We start from the raw sequence: 23,317 nt of genomic DNA on the forward strand, positions 1-23,317 counted from the left end.
TTTGCGCAACGCACTTTTTATACTAAGGTTAACGTGCCCAACAAACACTATAGGAATGTTTTTTATAAACGGATCATTTTCCTTGAAAATGACCACTGCCAAGATTGCCGTTTTTCACAATAATAAGCGACTCCAAATTGCAAAGCAATACCCGTTATTATTAAGAGGGTATCGGAAAAAAACGTTTCTGTCATCACTGTTTTTATAATTTGTCCAAACATCGCAAAAATGGTTCCCGTTACAAAGACCGGTAAACTATGTTTTCCTAAAATTGCTAAAGGATGTTTCTGAGAGACATAAAACCATTTATTGATGCACGGCAAAGAAAGAATGAGAAAGGCTAATGCAAGAACATGGAGTAAACGTGGCAAGCTTAAAAAGGTTTTATTAAAGTTCAACAATGGGGAAGACCAGCCAAGCCACCCCAAAATGCCCCACCAGTTTAAGCGAACCCATAACAGCGCCAACAAGAGATACGCTGCCGCACAAACAATCCAAAAAGACTGAAAAGCGATTTTTTTTCCTTGTTTAAGCGCTAAAGTACTGGTCAATCCTATGACAAATAAGAATTGCCAAGACAAAGGATTTAAAAACCACTTTCCCTTTAAAGGATAAGAAGGAGGAGCAATTTTATAAAATCCGCAGATAAGATACAGTGTAAAGGAGCCCAAAAGCAGCCATTTTGTCTGCTTACAACTCAAATAAAGGATAAAAGGCGCAAAAAACATCAAAACGATATAAAGAGGAAGAATATTATTATATCCCAATTGATGCCCAAAGCTTAAGGTACTCAAAAATGCGATACCAGGCTCTTTAAAAAAGAGTCCCACATTGTTCATCGATAAAAGTTTTTCTGTTTTCCATAATAAAAAGGCAGCAAAAAAAAGACTTAACGTGACAAAAGTAGTAAAAAGATATGCACCATAGAGCTGCAGAGCTCTGTACCAAAGTTTTCGGATAATAAAAGCAAAGGATTTTTGCTGTAACCGTCCATGAAAGCTTAACCCAAGAGCAATCCCTGAAAGCAAAACAAACACTTCTGCACAATCAGAAAAACCGAAATTTCTATAAGTAAAAGACTCATAGATCGTTCTGGGAATATGGTTGATGAAAATCGTCAATAAGGCTAAAGAACGAAAAACATCAATACGTGTATCACGGCGAAAAGGTTGAGTATTATGCTCAAGAATACCTTGGTATTTCATCAGTGGACTCCCACACGTCACACCCCCCTTGAAGTCCCATAAAAATGGTGCTTACCCTTATTGCCAACAAGCATGAACAGGATGAAATTTTAATTTTTAAGTGTCAAGTTTCATTTTAAGCGTTTATTTTTTAAAAGGCAAAAGTTTTTTAAAGGCAAAAGAACGAAAAGCGTCCATACGTGTATCACAACAAAAAGGCAACATATTATGCTTTAAAACACTTTCATTTCTCATAAGCAGGCTCCCACACACCCACAAATCCTTTAAATTACGTGAAAATGGTGGGCACTTTTATCACAAATAAGCATAATAGAATGAAACTTTAATTTTTAAGCATTATTTTTTCTAAGAAATAGGGATTTGACATGACACAACAAAAAAATAAACCAATTGATCCACCTCTTTTCCCTCAGTTGATTTTAACACTTGATGTTCGGCGCAACACCCCACACACATTTTTGCAGCAAATTTTGCAAACAAAGTCTTTTGCATGCGTCATCCTCCATGATTCTGAAAGGTTGAAAGATGATGGCTCTTTTTTACAACAACAAGCGCAAACTTACGCAGAAGATATTCAACATCATGACGCAGCCCTTCTCATCGCTGATGACAGCCGCATTGCTGGGCGCATAAAGGCTGATGGATTGCACATAGAAGATGATCTTAACGCTCTTGAAAGCTTCAAAAATCAGCAAAAGGAACAAAAAATCATAGGCTTTGGCAATTTACGCAATCGCCATAGTGCTATGCTTGCAGCGGAAACAGGTGTTGATTACCTGTTCTTTGGAAAACTCGGTGCTGATAAAAAACCCCAAGCGCACCCCCGCAATCTCCAGTTAGCAACATGGTGGGCAGAAATTATGCAAACCCCCGCCATTATCCAAGCAGGAAGCGATTTTTCAACCTTTGATGAAGTCTTAAAGACTGGATGTGAATTCATTGCTGTAGAAGAAGTCATTTTGGGGAACGACAACCCCTTAATACTGCTTAAAACAATGCAAGAAAAATGTGAGAAAACCCCCTTGTAATATAGGAAGAAAATTTATAAATAAAGCGTTAACTTTCGTGTTCCTTATATAGAGAACATAATGGAATATATAAATAGGAGAAAAATTCGTTTCGTTCATTCACAATTCAATCAGATCGCTTCATCACGCAGTAAAATTTCCCATCATTTAGTCAAGTTTTCCCACGTTTCAATCAATTGAATGGAAGGTGACCGTCTCTTTTTGTGCATTGTATAAGAAAATGAAATCATAAAGCTATTTAAATTCAAATAGTTATAAAAATAAATCAACATTTTATATTAATAACCAGCGATATTGAAAGAATATAAACAGTGAAATATAGCGGCACCTTCGAAGACCTTAAAGATATAGTTAAAACAGCTGGATATAAAATCATAGAAACTAAGTCTCTATCACTTAATTCTTCTAAAGGATATCAGATCAAAACCTCCGAAGGAGGCGTTATTAATTGGTATGAAAGCACAGGAACAATCAACGTTCAAGGCAAAGAATCCGCTGTGACAAATCTAGAAAAAGCTTTGGTTAAACACATACAAGAAACATCAACGAATCCTTCTCCAAAGACTGCTTCCAATACCTTAGAATCTTCTCCTAAAAAAATTTTTATCGTTCATGGTCATGACCGTACTGCCCTAAAGCAACTTACATCTATTCTTAATGATTTTAATCTTGAACCATACATTTTACAAAATACTGGCGGGAATGGCTTAACCATCATTGAAGCTTTAGAAAAAGGAATCTGTAGCGATTTCATAAAATTTGGTATTGTGCTGCTTACTCCCGATGATATAGGCTATGCCAAATCTGCCGGCAAAAAAGCAGCACAACCCCGTGCGCGACAAAACGTTATTTTCGAAATGGGCATGTTAATGTCTGCGCTTTCTCGCAAAAATGTCGCTATTCTAAAAAAACAAGACCTTGAACTCCCTTCAGATATTAATGGAATTATATACCTTCCTTTTAAAGAACACGTAAAAGAAACACTTAAAGATCTTTCTCATCGACTATGTGAAGCCGGCTTCAATTTAGATGCAAAGAAATTAGATGAAAAGAAAGTTACTCATGCATTAAATTCAATTTGAATAATGCTTATGTTTATTTTTTAAAGCGCACGCCCAAAACCACAAGGCACTCCACCACATTCCACAGACACACATCCTATAGCACAGAGAAACGATCACCCCCCACTCTTATTCAAACAGCAAGCGATTGTGCAAATTTTAATGAAGAGACCGCGCGTGAATTCACTACCGTAGAAGATCATTTTAGTCTCTTTGATAAACGCGGAGGCTGTTGTCATGATTTTGGTAATTGTTCCAGAAAGGTTTAAGAGGCAGCCTCTGATTAGATTAAAGAAAAATAGGAAATTCACGTCGAGCATGTACTACAGCTACAATTTCGATTTGATTTGCAGCTACTCGATACAATATAAGGTAATTTGGATGTGCTACAATTTCTCGTAATCCTAATACCTTCTCACTCTGTCTGTATAAATATGAATGTTCAGCCAATGGCAGTACGGATGCTTCCAAAAACCTTTTCATTCGGCGGCGCGCAGCAGATGGATTTTCGCGAGCAATATAGGTAACATCTGACGCAAATCGTCACGCGCCGAAGACAACCAAACAACCGGAAGCATCACTTGTCCTGTTCAGCTTCAAGCTGACTGATTATAACTTCCATTTCAGCCATAACCTCATCATGCGGAATAGGAGGATATGGATTTGCAAGACTGCTCGCTACCTTATCGCGCAGCCATGCAGTGTAGCTGCTTTCCTGTTCAACGGTTTCGAACTCTGAAATTAGCGGAGAAAGGGTGGGCTTCATAATATATGTCCTTTCTATTCCTGAATATTGGAGATAATTACTCTTGTCTATGTTGTCAATATTAGCGAATTGAAAATGTTTAACTTTTAAGCGTCCAAAGTTCTTTTGATCTTAAAACTTAAGGCTTTTTAACCCTCTCAAAAAACACGAAGGCTAATGTCATGATTTTGACAATCATTCCAGAGAGATTTAAGAAGCGGATAGCCTCTCATAAAAAACAAATTTTGTAAGTAAAAAACTATTTTTATTGTAAATTTCCTGAAATTACTTTATGAATTAAAAGATGTTTTGGTCGCATACGCAACGACCAAAAGGGGCCTTGAAAACCCTAAGTTCTAGCGTAAAGATGAGCCCACTTTGTGGGTATCCCGGAATTCCGGGAGTTTTTGCTATGTCCAGGTGCTTTAAGCACTAAAAGCAAAAAGGCTGACTAGAACTCAGTATTTTCAAGCTCCCGGAATACTCATGCGAGGGCGCTCGCGACCGGCGGGGGCTTTAAAATGCGAACCAAAGATCTTGATAATGATATTTTCATTGGCAAAAAAATTCGTTTGAGACGAAAAATGCTAAAAATGTCTCAAACAACTTTAGGACACGCTTTAGGTGTCACTTTCCAACAAATTCAAAAATATGAAAACGGCTTAAATCGTGTCAGCGCAGGGCGTTTAATGGAAATTTCTGATATTTTGAATGTTCCCATTGCCTTTTTTATGCCGATATCATTACAAAACAACAGCCCCCATATCATCATGATGAAATCGCATCAAACACAGAGGAATACCTGCTGCTCAAAAGATTTAGAGTTCTAACAACGGTAAAAAAGAAAGCCTTTTTACAACTGATCTCTGATGAGAATGCAAGCTAACATAACGCGATAGTGTGTGCTATTCAAAGTCCCCTTTGTGAACACTTTATTGCTTGAATGCAAAACATGCCAACTCCCTGTTTTAAGAAACGACACGTTAAGAGACACTATTTTAATTTTTATTGTAAATTTTCTAAAATTACTTTATGAATTAAAAGATGTTTTGGTCGCATACGCAACGACCAAGAGGGTCTTGAAAGCCCGAAAATCTAAACATGAATTTACCCCACTTTGTGGGTATCCCGGAATTCCGGGAGTTTTTGCTATGTCCAGGTGCTTTAAGCACTAAAAGCAAAAAAAGCTGATTAGATTTCAGTACTTTCAAGCTCCCGGAATACTCATGCGAGGGCGCTCGCAACCGGCGGGGAAAAATGCAATCTCAAAATCTTAATATTGATCTTTTTATTGGCAAAAAAATTCGTTTGAGACGAAAAATGCTAAAAATGTCTCAAACAACTTTAGGGCACGCTTTAGGCGTAAGCTTCCAACAAATTCAAAAATATGAAAAAGGCTTAAATCGTGTCAGCGCAGGGCGATTAATGGAAATTTCTGATATTTTGAATGTTCCCATTGCCTTTTTTTATGCCGATATCATTACAAAACAACAGCCCCCATATCATCATGATGAAATCGCATCAAGCACAGAGGAATACCTGCTGCTCAAAAGATTTAGAGTTCTAACAACGGTAAAAAAGAAAGCCTTTTTACAGCTGATCTCTAATGAGAATGCAAGCTAACATCACACGGATAGCGTGCGCTATTCATAAGCATTCATACGTATTTTAAAAAGCAACCTCCATTGTAAGCATTTTTTCATTTTAGGGGGATAAGCCATTGATATAATAGAAGATAAGCATCTTTACATACGATAACCCCTCATCATTATTATTTTTAACAGGACTGTATTATTTTTAACAGAACTGTTTTAAACAGTCTGTCTCTCGTCGACATTTATGCTACTTTTTTAACTTACCCAACCCTACCTTGAACCAAGACGAAAAACTGAGAGATAAAAAGTAATATAGAAATGAAATTCTTATACGGCTTGTAATGATGAAAAAAAAATGTGAAAATTCTGATCGGTAATGAGGAGAAAACACCATGATCAAGAGAAGCGTGAAGCTGCTTATCTTAGGCGTGATTGGGCTTGCAAGTTCTGCTGTAATTTCAGCGGGAAACACTGAAGAAATCTCAAATTCTGAAAGCTCTTTCAATACGATTCAAGAAGCTTCAAACACTCAAGAACCCTTTCAGCCCTTAAAAGCTGGAGACTATGACCAAGCCTATGACTATTACATCCAAGGTTATTATTTAAAAGCTTTTCGTGAAGCACTCCGACGTGCTGAAAAAAATGATCCTTTTGCACAAACTCTTCTTGCCCGAATTTATATGGAAGGATGTGCTGTTCCTATTGACGGTGCGCGTGCTGCTTTATGGTTTGAACGCGCTGCAAAACAGGGGGAACCCCAAGCACAACTACGCTATGGACTTATGTTGTTTGATGGTAACTTTATAAAACAAAATCAAGGACTTGGTGAGAAATTCATTCAAAAAGCTGTCAAAGCAGGCGTCAAGGAAGCCTATTTTTATTATGGACAACTGCTTCTTTATAAAGCCTCACAGGAAAAACAAGCTCTCCCTGGTGTTTCTTCCCAAAGTCGTGAAAATGAAGCAATAGAGCAAGCCTTAAAATGGTACTTAAAAGGTGCTGCTCTTGGGGATGCTGATGCTGCTTTTTCTGCTGCAAAAATTCTTTCCTTAGGCACGTTAAAGCGACCAAAAGATGATCGCAATGCCCGCAAGCTCATGGAGGTAGCGGCTCAAAACAATCACTTAAAAGCTCAACTTCATTTAGCACAATGGCTTGTACAGGGGCGTGGAGGAGAAACAGATTTTCAGCGTGCTTTTCATTTACTTCAAAGAAATGCTATCAACATGGTAGCACCAGCACAGATTTCCCTTGCAAGGCTTTATCGAGATGGCACAGGAACAAAAGGCGATATAATAATGGCAGCGGCATGGTATATGCTCGCAAAGGAGGCAAAAATGCAAGCTCCTGATCTTGAAATAATGCTCCAAGGCATGGATAAGGCACAACTAGAAAAAGCGCACAAAGAAGCAATAAAGCTCCTTCCTGTTTTTTAAAATACTCCTCTCTGCATCAAAAAGATAAAATTTATAGAAATTCCGGGAGATTTTGCTCTGTCCAGGTGCTTTAAGCACTAAAAGCAAAATGCTGATTTGAGGTCAGTGTTTTTAGACTCCCGGAATACCAACGCGAGGGCGCTCGCAACCGGCGGGGGCTTTAAAATGCGAGCCAAAAATCTTGATAACGACATTTTCATTGGTAAAGAAAACGCACTGGTATCATTTGCTTAAGCAAACAATATCCAATAAGCAAAAGAGCTAGGCTATCCTGAAAATTCCGAAAGCTCTATTTTTTCATTCTTTTTGCTTAGATGAAAAACACGCCGTCTCTTATAAAAAAACTATTTTTTATTGCCAAACCTCCTAAATTACTTTACATATTTAAAGGTATTTTTGATCGTATACGCAACGATCAACGGGGATTAAAAACCCTAAGGTCCGATACATAAAAATGAACCCACTCTGTGGGTATCCCGGAATTCCGGGAGATTTTGCTATGTCCAGGTGCTTTAAGCACTAAAAGCAAAATGCTGATTCGGACTCAGTGTTTTTAACTCCCGGAATACCAATGCGAGGGCGCTCGCACTCGGAGGGGGCTTTAAAATGCGAGCCAAAAATCTTGATAACGACATTTTCATTGGCAAAAAAATTCGTTTGAGACGAAAAATGCTAAAAATGTCTCAAAAAACATTAGGTCAACATTTAGGAGTTACTTTCCAACAAATCCAGAAATATGAAAAAGGCTTAAATCGCGTGAGCGCAGGGCGTTTAAAAGAAATTGCCGATATCTTAAATGTTCCACTTGTCTTTTTCTATGCGGACACCTCAGCAAAACAACAGCCCCCATACCCTCATGATGAAATCGCATCAAGCACAGAAGAATACCTACTGCTCAAAAGATTTAGAGTTCTAACCTCGATAAAACAAAGAGCCATTTTACAATTACTCTCTGATCAGAATGAGAACTTTTAACATCATAATATAGGGCACTACACTCTCTGTTCTTGACTTGCCTCCCACCCCTCAAAGGACAGAAGCCCCTTCCCTATCCGGTTGGTAAACAATCCATCTTCTCAGAAAAGAACTCTTTTAGCTTCCCATTTTATGTGGTTCATTTCACAAGATTATCCGGACAAGCCCCCCTCAAATATTCACCACACACTCTCATAAAAACATCACATATGCAAAGTTTGATACCTTATAGCACCACACCTAAAACGATAGCATTTTACAGCAAACAGGATAAGCATTCATGCGTATTTAAAAAAAGATAGCCCTCAAAAAGCAATGCTTGAAAATTTTTTTGATCAATCTGAAACAGAACCTAACGCATCATTTTATAATGGTGATAGAGGACGTGATCTTAACATGCAAACGCAAAAATTTGCTTTTTTATCATAATCACTAAAAGCAGCAGTTTATTAAAATATACGCCACCAGAAGCACTTCAAGAAACCTTTACAGCTGAAACCATTATTCATTGATTACTTAACCGATTGATTAGATACCGATATGTTGTTAATGTGCCATAAGTAAAGTTGCTCTTATTTCTGGAAAAGGAGCTTCGCAAATAAAGAGCAACAATAAGTAAGGGGAATTAAAGATGTTAAAATATTTATTGCTGTCACCGGTTGTGTTGGTGGCTGGTTGCGCATCTGTAGGCAATTATTCATCAAATTATGTTGATCAAAATCTTACAAAGCGTCAGGCACAATTAGTTGCTAACAAATTTATTAGCGATATCAAGAGATCTCTACCACCAGCTACAACCACACTTCTTATAAAGAAAAATAATACAGCAGACAGCTTTACTCCTTTATTTATCAATCTGTTGCGACGGAATGGATATAATGTGATCTATACAGATCAACCTCAAAAGCAGCAAAACATGGGTGTGAATTTGAGTTATAGAATAAGATTAAATAGTAGCACTATAGTGTCTCTTCTTCAGTATAGTGTGAACGGAGAACCACGTGCTCATATAAGTACTCAGCCCAAATGAACCCGCTATTTAATGTAAACATTCTCTATATTTTACACGTAAAGACTTAAAAGCTCTTGCGAAAGGCAAAGAGATTTGCACCTCAATAAAAACCCTCATTTTTAGCCAGAGTGGATAAATTTTATTATAGATTGTGACAATACAAAATAGTGTAAATTATAGCTTTAAGATTTAAGAAAAGAAGAATACTAAAAATAATGAAAATGCCCCACACCCTAGTGAATTGTTACGCGAAGATGTAAATGCAAAACTTGGACTATCTGTGATTGAAGCAGCTGAAGAGTTTTCTATATCCCGTGTAGCATTTTCTAGGGTCTTGGTAAAATCCTTATAACGACATTTTCAGTGGCACATTCATTGGCAAAAAAATTCGTTTGAGACGAAAAATGCTAAAGATGTCTCAAAAAACATTAGGTCAACATTTAGGTGTTACTTTCCAACAAATCCAGAAATATGAAAACGGCTTAAATCGTGTCAGCGCAGGGCGTTTAAAAGAAATGGACGATATCTCAAATGTTCTACTTTCCTTTTTCTATGCTGATATCTTAACAAAACAACAGCCCCCGTACTCTCATGATGAAATCGCATCAAGTACAGAAAAATACCTGCTTCTCAAAAAATTTAGAGTCCTAATCTCGATAAAACAGAAAGCCTTTTTACAGCTGATCTCTGATAAGAATACAAACGAACACCCCGCGATAACACACACCACGCTCTATCCCATGAGACACTCATAATAAACTCCGTATTCACATATTCTTAATTAAAAACACCTCATGGTTTTAGGGAACTTATATCATTACCATCAATTATATCATTGCCATCAATGATGATATTTTACGACACAACGGGATAAATTTCCCCAAAAATTCTAAAAAATTTTTGTGCAAATTTTTAAAAAGCTTGCGTCTGAGCGCTTTTTATGGTCTTGCAAAGAACTGAAAAGCAAAAATACATAAAGGTCCTTTTTTACTTAAGCTTTTCTCTTTGCAAAAAGCAGGAGAAAGCCCATAAAGAGCACACAGGACCATGAGAGAGCCGCAAGGTTAATCAAAGGGATTTTAGCCCGAAAATAACAAAAGAGCTTGACTGTTAAAGGCAGCAAAGAAAAGCACCATAAAGACAACAAGAGAGTTCTTTTTGCAAGAATAGAATTGGATAGAAACGATGAAAATTAATGGCAATGAAATTCGCCCTGGTAATGTGATCGAACATCAAGGAAGTTTATGGGTTGCAGTTAAATGCAACGCTGTAAAACCAGGAAAAGGTGGTGCATTTAACCAAGTTGAAATGAAAAATTTGATTGATGGTACAAAACTTAATGAACGATTTCGCGCTGCTGAGACCGTTGAACGCGTGCGCCTTGAACAAAAGGATTTCACATTTCTTTATCAACAAGGGGATGCTTTGGTCTTTATGGATTCAGAATCTTATGAACAACTTGAACTTCAAAAGGATTTTGTTGGTGAACGTGCTGCGTTTCTCCAAGATGGGATGACTGTCACAGTTGAACTTTATCAAGAAAAGCCTATTGGCATCTCACTTCCTGATCAAGTTGCTGTCACGATTGCGGAAGCCGATCCTGCCATCAAAGGACAAACGGTTACCTCCTCTTATAAACCCGCCATTCTTGAAAACGGGATTCGTATTCTTGTTCCCCCCTTTATGAATGCTGGTGAACGTATCATTGTAGACACCAATGAGTTGATTTATTTGCGTCGTGCAAATGAAAAAGATAAATAAAGGAATAAAAAATGGCCCATTCTGCAGTCATGAATGTCATGGTGCAAGCTGCAATGAAAGCAGGACGCTCGTTGGTACGTGATTACGGTGAAGTGCAAAATTTGCAAGTGTCTTTGAAAGGACCAGCAGATTATGTCAGCCAAGCAGATCGCAAAGCGGAAAAAATTATTTTCAATGAATTAAGCAAAGCGCGCCCCAAATTTGGTTTTCTGATGGAAGAGTCAGAAGAAATCATTGGAGAAGATTCACAACACCGTTTTATTGTTGACCCTTTAGATGGCACCACAAATTTTCTCCATGGCATTCCTTTTTTTGCTGTTTCCATTGCCTTAGAAAGCCAAGGGAAAATCGTTGGTGGTGTCATTTACAATCCCGTGAATGATGAACTCTTCACCGCAGAACGCGGGTGTGGTGCTTTTTTCAATGACCGCCGCTGTCGCGTTTCTGCACGGCGCAGACTAGAAGATTGTGTCATTGCCACAGGCATGCCTCATTTTGGTCGCCCAAATCATGGAGCCTATCTTATTGAATTACGTAATGTGATGGCAGAGGTTGCCGGACTTCGCCGTTTTGGTGCTGCTGCGCTTGATTTAGCTTATGTTGCTGCTGGAAGAACCGATGGCTTTTGGGAAGATAACCTGCAAATTTGGGATATGGCTGCTGGAATACTGATGGTTCGTGAAGCAGGTGGTTTTGTCACCGATAAAGAAGGCGGTAGCGATATATTCCGCAAAAAAAATATCATTGCCGGCAATGAACACATTCGCCTAAAATTAGAAAAAACCCTCAAAAAAGGCATTTAAACCTAAAAAGATCTAGCAGATTATGTCAGCCAAGCAGATCGCAAAGCGGAAAAAATTATTTTTAATGAATTAAGCAAAGCGCGCCCCAAATTTTGTTTTCTGATGGAAGAGTCAGAAGAAATCATTGGAGAAGATTCACAACACCGTTTTATTATTGACCCTTTGAGATGGCACCACAAATTTTCTCCATGGCATTCCCTTTTTTGCTGTTTCCATTGCCTTAGAAAGCCAAGGAAAAATCGTTGCTGGTGTCATTTACAATCCCGTGAGTGATGAACTCTTCACCGCAGAACGCGGGTGTGGTGCTTTTTTCAATGACCGACGCTGTCGCGTTTCTGCACGGCGTAGACTAGAAGATTGTGTCATTGCCACGGGAAATGCCTCATTTTGGTCGTCCAAATCATGGAACCTATCTTATTGAATTACGCAATATAATGATGGAAGTTGCCAAACTTCGCCGTTTTGGTGCTGCTGCTCTCGAATTTAGCTTATGTCGCCGCAGAAAAAACCGATAGCTTTTGGGAAGATAATCTGCACATTTTTGATAAAACTACCAGCATACTGATGCTTCGCAAAACCGGTGGTTTTGTCACTGATAAAGAAGGCAGCAGCGATATATTTCGCAAAAAAAAATATCATCACAACAAAACGCCCCAAGAAGCAACAACGACATCAGAAGCCAACATCCTCCCCTACTTCTCTTAAGAAATCACCGCCTACACAGCAAAAAAGATTGACTATAATTTAAAATATCCCCTCTCTGCTAAGGGCTATCACATATGCCTCTCATAGTTTTCACCTCTACATGACAACAGAAATTTTAGCAAATCCATTGATTTATACAGCCATTCCCCCCCTTCATTTAACCATTATCTCAGATAGTCTATGAAATACTCTCGAGATTTATAGTAACAAAAATCTTTGTTTTCCAAAATTGCTTTCTGCATTTCACTTGCAAGCTGCTCTTTATCTTTTTCAACAGCCTCTTTCAGCGCCTTTACCTTCTCATTACCGAAGATAATTTTTAATTTTTCTTTTAACTTTTTTTCCTCAACAAGCTTCTCCCAAAAGATCAATCGGTTATCACATGTCTCATTTGCTGCTTTTATCCATTCTCTGGCTCCTAATTTGTAAGCTTCTTCAAATGTTGGATTCCCCTCAGCTATGGAAAGCTTTTTTGCTCTATTTGTGTCATTCTCTTTACAAGTATTGATTACATCTCTAACTGTGACAGAATGGCAACCATTATCAAAGGCAACATAGCCTTTTTTCACTGTTTTAATAAGCTTCTTATAGTAAATGAAAGTTTCTCTTGCCGCCTTATAATCACTGGAAATATCACACAACAACAACAACAACACATTCTTTTTACAATATAATAATAAAGTACACTCACCAGACCAAGATTCCGAAAGCTTTAGCATTTTCTCTATCTCTTTGTGTTCTATACTTATAGATATGTTGTCCCACAAAGTATCTGTAAATTTTTTCTTTTCATCCTCCCCTGTAAAGTTTTCCTTTTGGTGCTGTTTGCATTCAGCTGTAATCATATCATCAAGAACATATAACCACCAATGAAGTAATAACATCGTAGGTTGACTCCGTTTTTTTTTCGTAAAAGGATCTACAAACTTTTGCAGAGTTATTCCATTCTTTCTCATTAATCGCACTGCTTTTATAAAAAATTTCCTAAAATACGAGGTATCCAAGAGACTACATATTTTTTTGTAATGTTCATAAGTAAGTTTTTTTTCGAGTGCTTGTTTGTACAATAAACGCACTTCGTGCTCCCCTCGAACACAAATATCCTTTACAAATGGAAGCCGATCTCCACTGAATTTCATATCTTCCCTAGGATTTTTTATCCCCAGTACGTCTCTTTCCCATAGCCTTACTCCCTCATCCCATTGTTTCAACCATTCCTGCGATATTTTTTGAGTTTTTTTAACAAGCCTTTGTTCCCCTTGAGCAATAATATCTTGATATCCAGCGCACTCTTGCTCTTTTTGCTCAAGTTGTTTAGTTAAATGCTTGTTCTGATAAATTGCCAATGCAAGCATTAAGCTTCCCCCACAACACACTATCATTGCCAAACCGAACAAAAAATCCACTGAGTATCCCAAATACCACGACTTCCCCATCCATATGATGCACAAAATCATAACGCCGAATCTTCCGCTCCCACATTTTTTCCCCCATTTCCAAATGACCTTAATTGTAGCTATTATGAAAGCTATTGCCAATTTTATGTCTTCTTCCATTCTTGCTCTCTTTTATTCCCACCAATATTTAACGCAGCTCTTTTATCGATTTCTCGATATTGTATCATTATGTGTACATATGATTTGAAAATAACTACATATTATATTTTAATAAAAACAATACATAAAATATAGATATTTTTTCTGGTAAAATAAAACAATTTGTATTTAATTGTACTGCTCTAATGATTTATGCACTTTTAAGAAGAGCTTTATAATTCTTAAAATGCACTCCCACAATATTGGTTCAAAGTACTCAAAAGCCTAACACAGCAAAACATGGCTGCGTGCTCACCTTGTTTTATAAAATTGATAAAAAGCGTCTTTCTACTCATTTATCGGCTCTTTTTTAGTAAAGCGACATCATCATACACTTTCCTAATCCCCTCAATATTACTACAGCCCCTAAAACTTGAGACGCTTCATGAAGAAGACTTATTCTTTCTTTAAGTATTTTTACTTCACGCAATCTTCCCTGCTTGGTATATGCAAGAGACATGGTTTTGACTAATGCAACATAATCAAATTTGAAACGAGAAATTCCATGTAAGATCTTTCATGAAAAACAATGAGTTATCATTATAAATCAACGTGAAGATACTGTTATAAAGAGAACTCCTCGCTCATCTTAATAGTCCATAGCGATTTAACTGGATATCGTTTTATATTCTGTACACAGAAGTGTCTTTATAAAAATACTTCATCTCAGGCAAAAAAAAAAAGAACAGCCTATTAAAAAAGAAAAACATCTCAATGCTTGCCTTTCTTTTTTCCATGAGAGTTTCAAATTGATAAGCCTGTCTGAAAAGAGTACTGTTTATGCCCTTAAAAATACTGCTCTTGTATCAAGATCACTTACTCAGATGAGAATTGCAGTTTAGCCAAATGCGCATAAACATTATTTTTTATAATGAGTTGTGTGTTCCTTCTTCCACAAAAGCGCCTTTATCCATCACGAGAATACGATCAGCTTTTAAAATTGTTGCCAAACGATGTGCAATGACCAGGATTTAGGATTTTGTATCAATCCTTCTAAGGCATTTTGCACCAACTTTTCACTGTTTGCATCTAAAGCAAATCTTGCTTCATCAAGTAGCAAAATTTTGATTTATAATAATAATTCATTGTCTTGTATGTTGAATGAGAATCCCGAATACCGTAAGATTCTCTCATTTCAAACCTGCTCCATGGTGAACCAATCAAAACCATGTCTTTTGCACGTACCAAGCGGAGAGAGCCCGCGTGAATAAAAAAACTATTAAGAAAGGACTTAAAATGCCTATAGTAAATCGTCTCAAGTGCCAAGGGCTGTAGCAACATCCACGAGTTGGCAAATACAATGATGGTGCCGGCTTGCAACAAGAGGGCTGCATTTCTTAAAATCGCCCGTGCAATACCGATGCGTTGTTTTTGCCCCCAGAAAGCATAGTACCACGTTCTTCTACTTGCGTATCAAAGACGTTTGGTAAAGCTTGAATAAATTCAAATACATTGGCAGCTTTAGAAGCGGAAAATACTTCCTCTCCGTGGGTATGTTCAGTTCCAAAAAAGAAGAAAAGTTTGCAATTATTTTATTTCAAGTCTTTATACTCTAGGGAAGAAAGGATTTTTGCGTGTATTTCAAAATGATTTTTGAATTTAAAAAACGCAACCACAATGATTTATAGACCCATCTGTTTATGTCGGATGCGTTTTTGAATTAATATTTAAAGTGCACTCTTTGATAGGATCAAAAACTCATCGTTTGCAATCGTTTTGTTTAAAACCCTTGTACCCCATAAAGAGGAGGCTTTTACATGCCAATATTACCAAAACGATTTTTGAATTTAGAAAGACGACCACCACGATCTACGAGCGTTTGGGAGCCACCTGTCCATGCCGGATGCGTTCTTGGATCAATATCTAGATTAAGAGTATCGCCTTCTTTTCCCCAAGTAGAGCGCGTCGTATATTGGGTTCCATCCGTCATAACAACGGTAATTTTGTGATAGTTGGGGTGAATATTCGCTTTCATGCGTCAAACCTTTTGCGTTTATAGAATGAAATAGCACTTGCTTGTTTTTTTAAGTGCACTTCCTTTGTCTTTTTGATACATTGATTAAAGTATTTATTCCTATAACTGAGCACGCATCAAAAAACAAGTGTTCAAGATACATCATTGTATCAAGTGTTACAAATCCAATACAGTGAGCAAAATTTTATGACATTACGTTCTCGTTCAGAAAAATCGACAAAGTCTTCCCCTAAGAAATCTTCATTCTCTTCGCTTGCAATTTTTGTTCCTTATCTTTTGCGCTATCGTTGGTTGTTTATCTTTGCTTTTCTAGCGTTATCTGTTGCTGCTCTTGTCACATTAGCTTTGCCTGTGGCTATCCGCCAAATGTTTGATCATGGGTTTTCTACTTCAAGCCATGGACATATCAATTTTTACTTTGGAATTTTGTTTATCTTAGCCTTGTTTCTCGCATTTGCTTCAGCAGCCCGTTATTACTGTGTTATCACCTTGGGAGAACGGATTGTTGCCGATTTACGGCGTGATGTGTTTGTCCATATTATGAAACTTTCTCCTGCTTTTTTTGATCGGTCACATTCAGGAGAGATTGTTTCAAGGCTTCTAACAGATACCACACAAATAAAATTAGCTGTGGGCTCTACCGCCTCTACCGCTTTACGTCAGCTGATTATCGTGATCGGAGCCGTCGTGATGATGGTGATCACCAATGCTAAATTGTCTTTGTTGGTTTTAGCGGCTATTCCTGTTGTGGCCATTCCCTTGGTAGTCTTTGGACGTAAAGTTCGCTCTCGTACCCGCGCGGCGCAAGATCGTCTCGCAGATGCCAATGCTGTTGCTACAGAGCAGGTAAGCGCTATTCGCACTGTGCAAGCTTTTACCGCTGAAAAACTCGTTACAATACGTTTTTCACAATTGATAGAACGTGCTTTTCAAACAGCACGTGCTTCTGTAATCTTGCGCTCCTTTTTTACGGGGTTTGCAATTTTTTTGGTTTTTAGCAGTGTGGTTGCTGTTTTATGGATTGGATCGCGTGATGTTTTGAATGGAACGATGACAGGAGGAACATTAGGGCAATTTGTCCTTTATGCGGTTTTTGGAGCTTCTACTTTTGCGCAATTATCGGAACTGGGAGCAGAATTAATCCAAGCAGCAGGCGCTGCTGAACGGCTTGCCGAATTGTTACAAGAACAACCTACTATTGTAGCACCTAAAAATCCTTTATCATTAGAGCAACCTGTTCGAGGTGAACTTGTTTTTGATCAGGTTGATTTTACCTATCCTTCTAGACCACAAGAGAAGGTTTTACGCTCGCTTTCATTTTCTGTAAAAGCAGGCGAAACGGTTGCTTTTGTTGGGGCTTCTGGAGCAGGAAAAAGCAGCATTTTTTCTTTGATCCTTCGTTTTTATGATCCGACAAATGGAACAATTCGGTTGGATGGCATGGAAATTAATCGCCTTTCTTTACAAGATTTACGCAGTGCAATTTCCTATGTTCCACAAGATGTCGCCATTTTTGATGGAACATTGCGTGATAATATTATTTTTGGAACTGAAACTACCCATGAAGAGGAAATCCTTGCTGCCGCTAAAGCGGCTAATGCACTTGAATTTATTCAAGCTTTACCAGATGGCTTGGATACGCAAGTAGGAGAACGTGGTACCATGCTTTCTGGGGGGCAAAAACAACGCATTGGTATTGCACGGGCAATTTTAAGAAATGCACCCCTGTTGCTGCTTGATGAAGCAACATCTGCTTTAGATGCAAACAGTGAAAAGTTGGTGCAAGACGCTTTAGAAGGATTGATGCAAAATCGAACAACATTGGTCATTGCGCATCGTTTGGCAACAATTTTAAAAGCAGATCGTATTCTTGTGATGGATAAAGGCGCCCTTGTGGAAGAAGGAACCCATGCCGAACTTGTGGCAAAAAATGGCGTTTATGCTTACCTCGCAAAACTCCAATTTTCGCCTGAGTAAGTGATCTTGATACAAGAGCAGTATCTTTAAGGGCATAAACAGCACTCTTTTCAGACAGGCTTATCAATTTAAATCTCTCATGGAAAAAAGAAAAGCAAGCATTGAGATGTTTTTCTTTTTTAACGGGCTGTTCTTTTTTCTGCGCAAGATGGAGCATTTTATAAAGACACTTCTGTGTACAGAATGTAAAATGATACCAAGTTAATCTCTATGGGCTATTAAGATGTGCAAGGAGTTCTCTTCATAACAGCACTGTCACGTTGATTTATAAGGATAATTCATTGTTTTTCATGAAAGATCATGAATACCATAGGATTTTCTCATGTCAAACCCTCATAGTGAGTCAAACAAAATCTCTTGGCTTGCACATCACAAGCAGAGTTGGTGTGTGGAGTAAAACAGTACAAGAAAGAGGTAAAATACCTCCCTTGCCCCTTTACGTTCTAAGGGCTGTCAAAACATTGGGGCGCTGACAAAAGAGTATACGCTGGCAAAAAGTATAATAGGTGCTCGCTTTCTTGAAGCCTTTATGCGGGCTCACTTGATAGGCTCTAGGGACACAAGCTCTATCCTAAAGACTGACCACACTCTTTAAAAAACTGAATATTAAAATTTTTTCATGCCCTCTCTCACCGCTCTAAACAATAGTGTTTACCGAAAATCATGACAAATTGTAACTCACAAATACGCTTCTCTCTATTGCAAGAGTATCCTTTTATGCTCTTTCAAAAACACGAACACTTTTTGAATATTGTTTGCAGATCCGTCTTATTGAAAAAGAGCAAAGACTTTTTTAGCACTTTTGGGCTTCTTATAACTTTTGTATGAGCGCGTATAAGCAACAGCTTTTATAATAAACTGGCTTTTGGCAAAATTGTAAAATTTTATCAAATTTATTGTTTTTAAATATCACCACGACCACTGTTCTGCTCTTGCAGACACGCAACCTCAAAACACTTTCTCTTTGCTCACAAATCGTCTCTCCAGCTCTCTCTTTCAGGCATAGCCCATAAAAATAAGGATAGAGTACTTCGATTGAACACCATCTTCTCACCCCCTGCCCCATATATTTTACAGCTCTCAATTTTATAGCATCCCCTGTCGTGCTTTAAGAAGGCATTTTAACGATGATAAGAACATGTACAAAGAGGATATATCTTTAGGGTATTTATGTTTTAAAGCTTGCACGAAATCGTAATTTTTTTGTATAGCGAGTCAAGCATATGCAGAACTGACACCCTAACCATTTCAAACCATTCAGCTGTTTCAGGAACAGATAAGCCAAGTTCTACGATTATATCTTCAACCACGAATTCACCGAAGTACGGAGGATTTTCATCATTTTTTAGCGCTCCCTCTTCAGTGATCCTCTAGATAATTAACTCATTCAGCATCTATACCAGCAAAGCGAAATATTACGTGCTAATTTTCCTTTACATTCATTAGCCAAGCCCCCTCAAAATGACCTTTTAATAAATAGAGCTAAAAGGATAAGTCTTCAAAACCATTTGGTGAGATAGCTATATCAAGAGCACCGAGAATACGACTTAGTTTCTAAGAATAGGCGATTTTCCCCCTTTTATTGTATCAGTCTTGTAGAACTTTAAGTCCTTTATGTTTAAATCAAAAAATCATAATTGGATTATATTGCATAAAGATGCTTTTTCTCATTTTTCCATTTAACACACGATAAGTTACCATTTAGGCACGATGAGAAGCTTGCCCTTTATATCATGATTTCAGAACCGCATGAGAAGAATAAAAGATGATGTGGCTTAATAAGAGAGTTTGTTCATAAGCCGTTTTGCTGTCTTAAGGTCAAGAATGCCGTTAGGCGCAACTTGTAAAGGGTTGCCTTGAGGCTTAAGGACCCAAAGCTTGTTAGCCCCTTCATTAAAAGCGGGTCTGATGTCATTATTTTGGAGAGCAATTATTAAGAATTTGAGAGGCAGACAGCCTCTCATTTTGATTTGTATGCAAACGAAGTGCACTCTATTTATTCAGGGAGAATAAGAACATACCCAGGAGGTGCTAAACAGAATAAGAGAGCGTCGTAACCCCAAATAGCAGACAGGGAGCAAATAGAAGAAACGCCTTCACCAATTGTTAACATCAATGCGGACGATATAGCGGGGCTTCATCTGTGGCTTCGCGGCGTTCTATGAGGTATCCGAAAAAAACAAAAAGCACGCTAATCCACTCGCACCTGCAAAGAAGCTTAGTACGGCATGAACCGGCCCACGTATGTTGAGCAAGATAATAAAAATTATGAAAGTAAATACTGTAAAGACCCCTTCGAATACCCCACGCACCATATTGCACAATTTTCGCATCATAATTGCAGAAAAGCTCTGTTCTGCGTATCGATTTTTTCTTTTGATGCTTATCTTCTTAGAAGAGATACCGTCCACAACTCCCCCCGTTTTAAGCCAAGATGCTATGAAGTTAGTTATCTTTAATTATATCATCAAAAAATAGGTGTTTTATTGAGGTACAAATCTATTTTCTTTCGCAAGAGTTATTCAATTCGTTCGCCAATAGAAAAACTACCCCCATTGAAGAGGAAGCTATCCTGACGCAGAAAAGCTTCATAAGCTGTATTCCAATCCGCTCAGAAATCGCAACTCTCTAATCTACCCGCTTAATCCACCTTTAAAACTGCAATCAAATAAATTCTGCTGATGACAAGTAATGATAACATGAAAAAGAAAAAATATCACAATATCAAACTCTTCAATACAGTATGAGCTTTATGATTTTCACTCAAAAAGCAAGTGCCCACCCATGAACGACACCATACTAAAGTGCTGTGCATTCACAAATTTCCTAGCATTATCTCCCCTTCTCGAAATTGCACCTCTCCCGCAATCTTATCTCTCGATAGCACCCATTAAAGACTTTTAAAAGGTCCAAGGAAAAAACTCTCTGAGAAAGCTTTCAAGTCTAAAACGCCCCCGCCATTTTTATCATGATGAGGGCACAAAAAATCACGCAGAAACATGCAAAATCTCTCCGCATTTAAAAACAGGGCTTGTGCTTCAATCGCACGCTTTTTCTTGTTCTTTTGTCCATTGTCCCAAAGCCGCAAGATGGTTCATCCGAGCCCGATGACGAAATGCCTTCTGTGCAACAGCAATATTTTCATCTTTTCCCGCCCATGCTTTTAAGGCAGCTGCTTGCAGTGCTCGTCCATAGGAAAAGGTCAATTTCCAAGGCAATACGCCCAAAGAATTTATAGCAGATAAATGCGCCGTTGCTTCCTGATCAGACTGCCCTCCAGAAAGAAAAGCAATTCCGGGAACAGCAGCAGGAACCGTTTGTTTAAGCACTTGGACAGTCTTTTCAGCAACTTCTTCAACAGAAGCCTTGCGAGCATCCTTTCCATCAATCACCATATTGGGCTTTAAAATCATCCCCTCCAAAAGAACACGAGCTTCAAACAATTCTTTAAAGACAGCCTGCAAAACAGTGCGTGTCACCTCAAAGCAGCGTGTAATTGAATGCCCACACGATGATCCATCCATCAACACTTCCGGCTCAACAATGGGCACAATATTGAACTCCTGACATAAGGCAGCATAGCGTGCAAGAGCTTGTGCATTTTGTCTTATGGCGCCTCTTGTTGGCAAAGTGTGTTCATCAATAGCAATTACCGCACGCCATTTAGCAAAACGTGCTCCCAAAGCATAATAATTTTTTAGCCGCTCACGAAGACCATCCAACCCTTCGGTAATTGTTTCTTGGGGAAAAGCAGCCAAGGGTTTTGCACCGGTATCAACTTTAATCCCTGGCAAAGCGCCTGAATCCCGAATAAGATCCGTCAACATTTTCCCAGTTGATGCTTTTTGCCGAATGGTTTCATCAAATAAAATAACCCCAGAGATGGCGTTTTCCATCGCTTCTTTTGTACTAAAAAGCATTTCACGATAAGCACGGCGCTTATCTTCATTGGATTCAACACCAATGCTTTCAAAACGCTTTCCAATGGTCGCCGTACTTTCATCTGCCGCCAAAATACCTTTACCTGCATGCACCAAAGCAAGTGCAATATCTTCAAGCCGTTCATTCATAAAAAATTCCTCTTTATTTTGTCTTAATTTCTAAAAATGCGCAACACTATCAAAAAACACTCTACACGACTGTATAGTTTTTCTTTAACCTTCCCTTCAAAGAAGCCCTTTAAGCCTGCATGAGGGCAAGAATACCAGGAAGAGTCTTTCCTTCCATCCATTCCAAAAAAGCTCCTCCAGCAGTCGAGAGATAAGTAAAATCATTGGCAACACCGGCATGATTAAGGGCAAAAACCGTATCGCCCCCTCCCGCAATTGAAACCAACTTTCCCGTCAAACTACGTTCTGCTGCATGGCGTGCAACGGCAATGGTTCCCTTATCAAAGGGAGACATCTCAAAAACACCAAGGGGTCCATTCCACACAAGAGTAGCAGCTTCATCTATCGCAGCATTGATATGCGCAATAGAGCGCGTCCCAATATCCAATATCATGCCATCTTGTGGAATATCTTCAATGTCATAAAGACGATGCGGTGCATCTTTTTCAAAACGAAATCCAACGACAGCATCCTGAGGGAGCAGAAGCGTACAGTGACACTCTTGCGCTTTTTTAATGATTTTTTTTATCGTTTCCATCAATGCATGTTCACACAGTGATTTTCCTACATGGATACCTTGTGCAGCTAAAAAACTGTTAGCCATCCCCCCACCAATAATTAAGGAGTCAACTTTTTCCACCAAATGATTGAGCACAAAAAGCTTACTAGAAACCTTTGCTCCTCCCACAAGGGCAACCACAGGACGTGCTGGATTGCCAAGTCCTTTTTCTAATGCCTGCAATTCACCTTGCAAAGAGCGTCCTGCATAAGAAGGCAACAAATGCGTTATTCCCTCCACCGAAGCATGGGCACGATGAGAAACTGAAAAAGCATCATTAACATAGAGATCTCCATTATGAGCCAAAGCTTCTGCAAAAGAACAATCATTCTTTTCTTCACCAGCATAAAAACGAACATTTTCAAGCAGTAAAACACCACCATTTTGTAATGACTCAACTGCAACCTGCACCGCCGAACCGATACAGTCCGGAGCAAAAGCAACCGGCTGATTAATGATCTTTTCCAGCACTTGCACAACAGGACGAAGTGAAAACTCTTGCTCTACCTTTCCTTTGGGGCGACCACAATGAGAAAGCAGAATAAGTTTAGCACCACATTTTTGTAGCTCAATGAGTGTCTCTTTATGCCGTACAAGACGCGTCTCGTCACAAACTTTGCCCTGTGCCATAGGAACATTAAAATCTACGCGCACCAGAACACGTTTGCCCAAAACATCAACATCATCAAGTGTACGAAACCCCATCACTGCTTCCTCTTCACTTTCCATTGTTTCAAATAAAAACGCATCCAACAACCCTGCCCACTTTTCTTTCC

Annotated in this window: 18 protein-coding genes and 4 pseudogenes; 12 read left to right on the forward strand and 10 right to left on the reverse strand. The window is 38.5% G+C overall.

Annotated features, from left to right (window positions below; genetic code table 11):
- Window positions 1-62: 62 nt before the first annotated feature.
- A complete protein-coding gene (locus tag ACFILN_RS00890) occupies window positions 63-1,205 on the reverse strand; it encodes an OpgC family protein (RefSeq protein WP_375658041.1) in 1,143 nt (380 codons plus the stop codon).
- A gap of 365 nt (window positions 1,206-1,570) precedes the next feature.
- Here ACFILN_RS00890 and ACFILN_RS00895 point away from each other — a divergent pair, with 365 nt between their 5' ends.
- Both ACFILN_RS00895 and ACFILN_RS00900 read left to right on the forward strand, forming a co-directional pair.
- The gene (locus ACFILN_RS00895; protein ID WP_375670655.1) at window positions 1,571-2,233 is read left to right on the forward strand and encodes a thiamine phosphate synthase; all 663 of its coding nucleotides are present in this window, start codon (window positions 1,571-1,573) and stop codon (window positions 2,231-2,233) included.
- Between the two features lie 311 nt (window positions 2,234-2,544).
- On the forward strand, window positions 2,545-3,315 hold the full coding sequence (locus tag ACFILN_RS00900; protein WP_375670657.1) for a TIR domain-containing protein: 771 nt from the start codon (window positions 2,545-2,547) through the stop codon (window positions 3,313-3,315).
- Window positions 3,316-3,582: 267 nt separating this feature from the next.
- Here ACFILN_RS00900 and ACFILN_RS00905 read toward each other — a convergent pair whose 3' ends face one another.
- Together ACFILN_RS00905 and ACFILN_RS00910 are read right to left on the reverse strand one after the other, a co-directional pair.
- Window positions 3,583-3,813 (reverse strand): type II toxin-antitoxin system RelE/ParE family toxin, encoded by a 231-nt coding sequence (locus ACFILN_RS00905; RefSeq protein ID WP_375670667.1) that lies wholly within the window; start codon window positions 3,811-3,813, stop codon window positions 3,583-3,585.
- A 58-nt stretch (window positions 3,814-3,871) separates the two neighbouring features.
- The gene (locus tag ACFILN_RS00910; RefSeq protein ID WP_375613201.1) at window positions 3,872-4,060 is read right to left on the reverse strand and encodes an antitoxin; all 189 of its coding nucleotides are present in this window, start codon (window positions 4,058-4,060) and stop codon (window positions 3,872-3,874) included.
- A 465-nt stretch (window positions 4,061-4,525) separates the two neighbouring features.
- Between ACFILN_RS00910 and ACFILN_RS00915 the strand changes: the two are divergent.
- The 9 genes and pseudogenes from ACFILN_RS00915 to ACFILN_RS00955 form a co-directional block, all read left to right on the forward strand.
- Window positions 4,526-4,925, forward strand: a pseudogene (locus ACFILN_RS00915) (helix-turn-helix domain-containing protein).
- Window positions 4,926-5,296: 371 nt separating this feature from the next.
- Window positions 5,297-5,662 carry a helix-turn-helix domain-containing protein gene (locus tag ACFILN_RS00920; RefSeq protein WP_375670658.1) on the forward strand — a complete coding sequence of 122 codons (366 nt, stop codon included), beginning with the start codon at window positions 5,297-5,299 and terminating at the stop codon, window positions 5,660-5,662.
- Window positions 5,663-6,026: 364 nt separating this feature from the next.
- Window positions 6,027-7,070 (forward strand): tetratricopeptide repeat protein, encoded by a 1,044-nt coding sequence (locus tag ACFILN_RS00925; protein ID WP_375670660.1) that lies wholly within the window; start codon window positions 6,027-6,029, stop codon window positions 7,068-7,070.
- A gap of 606 nt (window positions 7,071-7,676) precedes the next feature.
- Window positions 7,677-8,045, forward strand: a complete 369-nt coding sequence (locus tag ACFILN_RS00930) for a helix-turn-helix domain-containing protein (protein WP_375670661.1) — start codon at window positions 7,677-7,679, stop codon at window positions 8,043-8,045.
- Window positions 8,046-8,676: 631 nt separating this feature from the next.
- Window positions 8,677-9,075, forward strand: coding sequence for a hypothetical protein (locus ACFILN_RS00935; protein WP_375670663.1), 399 nt, complete (start codon window positions 8,677-8,679; stop codon window positions 9,073-9,075).
- A 338-nt stretch (window positions 9,076-9,413) separates the two neighbouring features.
- A complete protein-coding gene (locus ACFILN_RS00940; RefSeq protein ID WP_375670669.1) occupies window positions 9,414-9,812 on the forward strand; it encodes a helix-turn-helix domain-containing protein in 399 nt (132 codons plus the stop codon).
- A 430-nt stretch (window positions 9,813-10,242) separates the two neighbouring features.
- Window positions 10,243-10,818, forward strand: coding sequence for an elongation factor P (efp, locus tag ACFILN_RS00945; RefSeq protein WP_015856958.1), 576 nt, complete (start codon window positions 10,243-10,245; stop codon window positions 10,816-10,818).
- 11 nt (window positions 10,819-10,829) lie between these two features.
- Window positions 10,830-11,621, forward strand: a complete 792-nt coding sequence (locus tag ACFILN_RS00950) for an inositol monophosphatase family protein (RefSeq protein ID WP_273790481.1) — start codon at window positions 10,830-10,832, stop codon at window positions 11,619-11,621.
- Window positions 11,622-11,627: 6 nt separating this feature from the next.
- Window positions 11,628-12,326, forward strand: a pseudogene (locus ACFILN_RS00955) (inositol monophosphatase family protein); the annotation flags it as partial.
- Between the two features lie 164 nt (window positions 12,327-12,490).
- On the opposite strand, the gene ACFILN_RS00960 reads toward ACFILN_RS00955, so the two are convergent.
- The 5 genes and pseudogenes from ACFILN_RS00960 to rpmE form a co-directional block, all read right to left on the reverse strand.
- The gene (locus tag ACFILN_RS00960) at window positions 12,491-13,681 is read right to left on the reverse strand and encodes a hypothetical protein (protein ID WP_375670665.1); all 1,191 of its coding nucleotides are present in this window, start codon (window positions 13,679-13,681) and stop codon (window positions 12,491-12,493) included.
- On the reverse strand, window positions 13,641-13,808 hold the full coding sequence (locus ACFILN_RS00965) for a hypothetical protein (RefSeq protein WP_375630923.1): 168 nt from the start codon (window positions 13,806-13,808) through the stop codon (window positions 13,641-13,643). The genes ACFILN_RS00960 and ACFILN_RS00965 overlap by 41 nt, the downstream gene beginning before the upstream one ends.
- A 929-nt stretch (window positions 13,809-14,737) precedes the next feature.
- Window positions 14,738-14,984 (reverse strand): annotated as a pseudogene (locus ACFILN_RS00970) (ABC transporter); the annotation flags it as partial.
- Between the two features lie 260 nt (window positions 14,985-15,244).
- Window positions 15,245-15,429, reverse strand: a pseudogene (locus ACFILN_RS00975) (ATP-binding cassette domain-containing protein); the annotation flags it as partial.
- 245 nt (window positions 15,430-15,674) lie between these two features.
- Window positions 15,675-15,896, reverse strand: a complete 222-nt coding sequence (rpmE, locus tag ACFILN_RS00980; protein WP_005774581.1) for a 50S ribosomal protein L31 — start codon at window positions 15,894-15,896, stop codon at window positions 15,675-15,677.
- A gap of 186 nt (window positions 15,897-16,082) precedes the next feature.
- Here rpmE and ACFILN_RS00985 point away from each other — a divergent pair, with 186 nt between their 5' ends.
- On the forward strand, window positions 16,083-17,873 hold the full coding sequence (locus tag ACFILN_RS00985) for an ABC transporter transmembrane domain-containing protein (protein WP_375637569.1): 1,791 nt from the start codon (window positions 16,083-16,085) through the stop codon (window positions 17,871-17,873).
- Between the two features lie 3,038 nt (window positions 17,874-20,911).
- Here ACFILN_RS00985 and ACFILN_RS00990 read toward each other — a convergent pair.
- Together ACFILN_RS00990 and ACFILN_RS00995 are read right to left on the reverse strand one after the other, a co-directional pair.
- The gene (locus ACFILN_RS00990) at window positions 20,912-21,943 is read right to left on the reverse strand and encodes a class I fructose-bisphosphate aldolase (protein WP_375658034.1); all 1,032 of its coding nucleotides are present in this window, start codon (window positions 21,941-21,943) and stop codon (window positions 20,912-20,914) included.
- Between the two features lie 109 nt (window positions 21,944-22,052).
- Window positions 22,053-23,246 (reverse strand): phosphoglycerate kinase, encoded by a 1,194-nt coding sequence (locus tag ACFILN_RS00995; RefSeq protein ID WP_375630978.1) that lies wholly within the window; start codon window positions 23,244-23,246, stop codon window positions 22,053-22,055.
- Window positions 23,247-23,317: the final 71 nt, after the last annotated feature.

The sequence above is a fragment of the Bartonella sp. CL434QHHD genome (assembly GCF_042195145.1).
Lineage (GTDB): Bacteria > Pseudomonadota > Alphaproteobacteria > Rhizobiales > Rhizobiaceae > Bartonella.

Excerpts from the sequence above, each read along its gene's own strand:
- ACFILN_RS00965 (WP_375630923.1), bottom strand. The coding sequence starts at position 13,808 with ATGTGGGAGCGGAAGATTCGGCGTTATGATTTTGTGCATCATATGGAT.
- ACFILN_RS00995 (WP_375630978.1), bottom strand. The coding sequence starts at position 23,246 with ATGGGGTTTCGTACACTTGATGATGTTGATGTTTTGGGCAAACGTGTT.
- ACFILN_RS00935 (WP_375670663.1), top strand. The coding sequence starts at position 8,677 with ATGTTAAAATATTTATTGCTGTCACCGGTTGTGTTGGTGGCTGGTTGC.
- rpmE (WP_005774581.1), bottom strand. The coding sequence starts at position 15,896 with ATGAAAGCGAATATTCACCCCAACTATCACAAAATTACCGTTGTTATG.
- ACFILN_RS00990 (WP_375658034.1), bottom strand. The coding sequence starts at position 21,943 with ATGAATGAACGGCTTGAAGATATTGCACTTGCTTTGGTGCATGCAGGT.
- ACFILN_RS00890 (WP_375658041.1), bottom strand. The coding sequence starts at position 1,205 with ATGAAATACCAAGGTATTCTTGAGCATAATACTCAACCTTTTCGCCGT.
- ACFILN_RS00925 (WP_375670660.1), top strand. The coding sequence starts at position 6,027 with ATGATCAAGAGAAGCGTGAAGCTGCTTATCTTAGGCGTGATTGGGCTT.
- ACFILN_RS00895 (WP_375670655.1), top strand. The coding sequence starts at position 1,571 with ATGACACAACAAAAAAATAAACCAATTGATCCACCTCTTTTCCCTCAG.
- ACFILN_RS00930 (WP_375670661.1), top strand. The coding sequence starts at position 7,677 with ATGCGAGCCAAAAATCTTGATAACGACATTTTCATTGGCAAAAAAATT.
- ACFILN_RS00950 (WP_273790481.1), top strand. The coding sequence starts at position 10,830 with ATGGCCCATTCTGCAGTCATGAATGTCATGGTGCAAGCTGCAATGAAA.
- ACFILN_RS00920 (WP_375670658.1), top strand. The coding sequence starts at position 5,297 with ATGCAATCTCAAAATCTTAATATTGATCTTTTTATTGGCAAAAAAATT.
- ACFILN_RS00910 (WP_375613201.1), bottom strand. The coding sequence starts at position 4,060 with ATGAAGCCCACCCTTTCTCCGCTAATTTCAGAGTTCGAAACCGTTGAA.
- ACFILN_RS00960 (WP_375670665.1), bottom strand. The coding sequence starts at position 13,681 with ATGCTTGCATTGGCAATTTATCAGAACAAGCATTTAACTAAACAACTT.
- efp (WP_015856958.1), top strand. The coding sequence starts at position 10,243 with ATGAAAATTAATGGCAATGAAATTCGCCCTGGTAATGTGATCGAACAT.
- ACFILN_RS00985 (WP_375637569.1), top strand. The coding sequence starts at position 16,083 with ATGACATTACGTTCTCGTTCAGAAAAATCGACAAAGTCTTCCCCTAAG.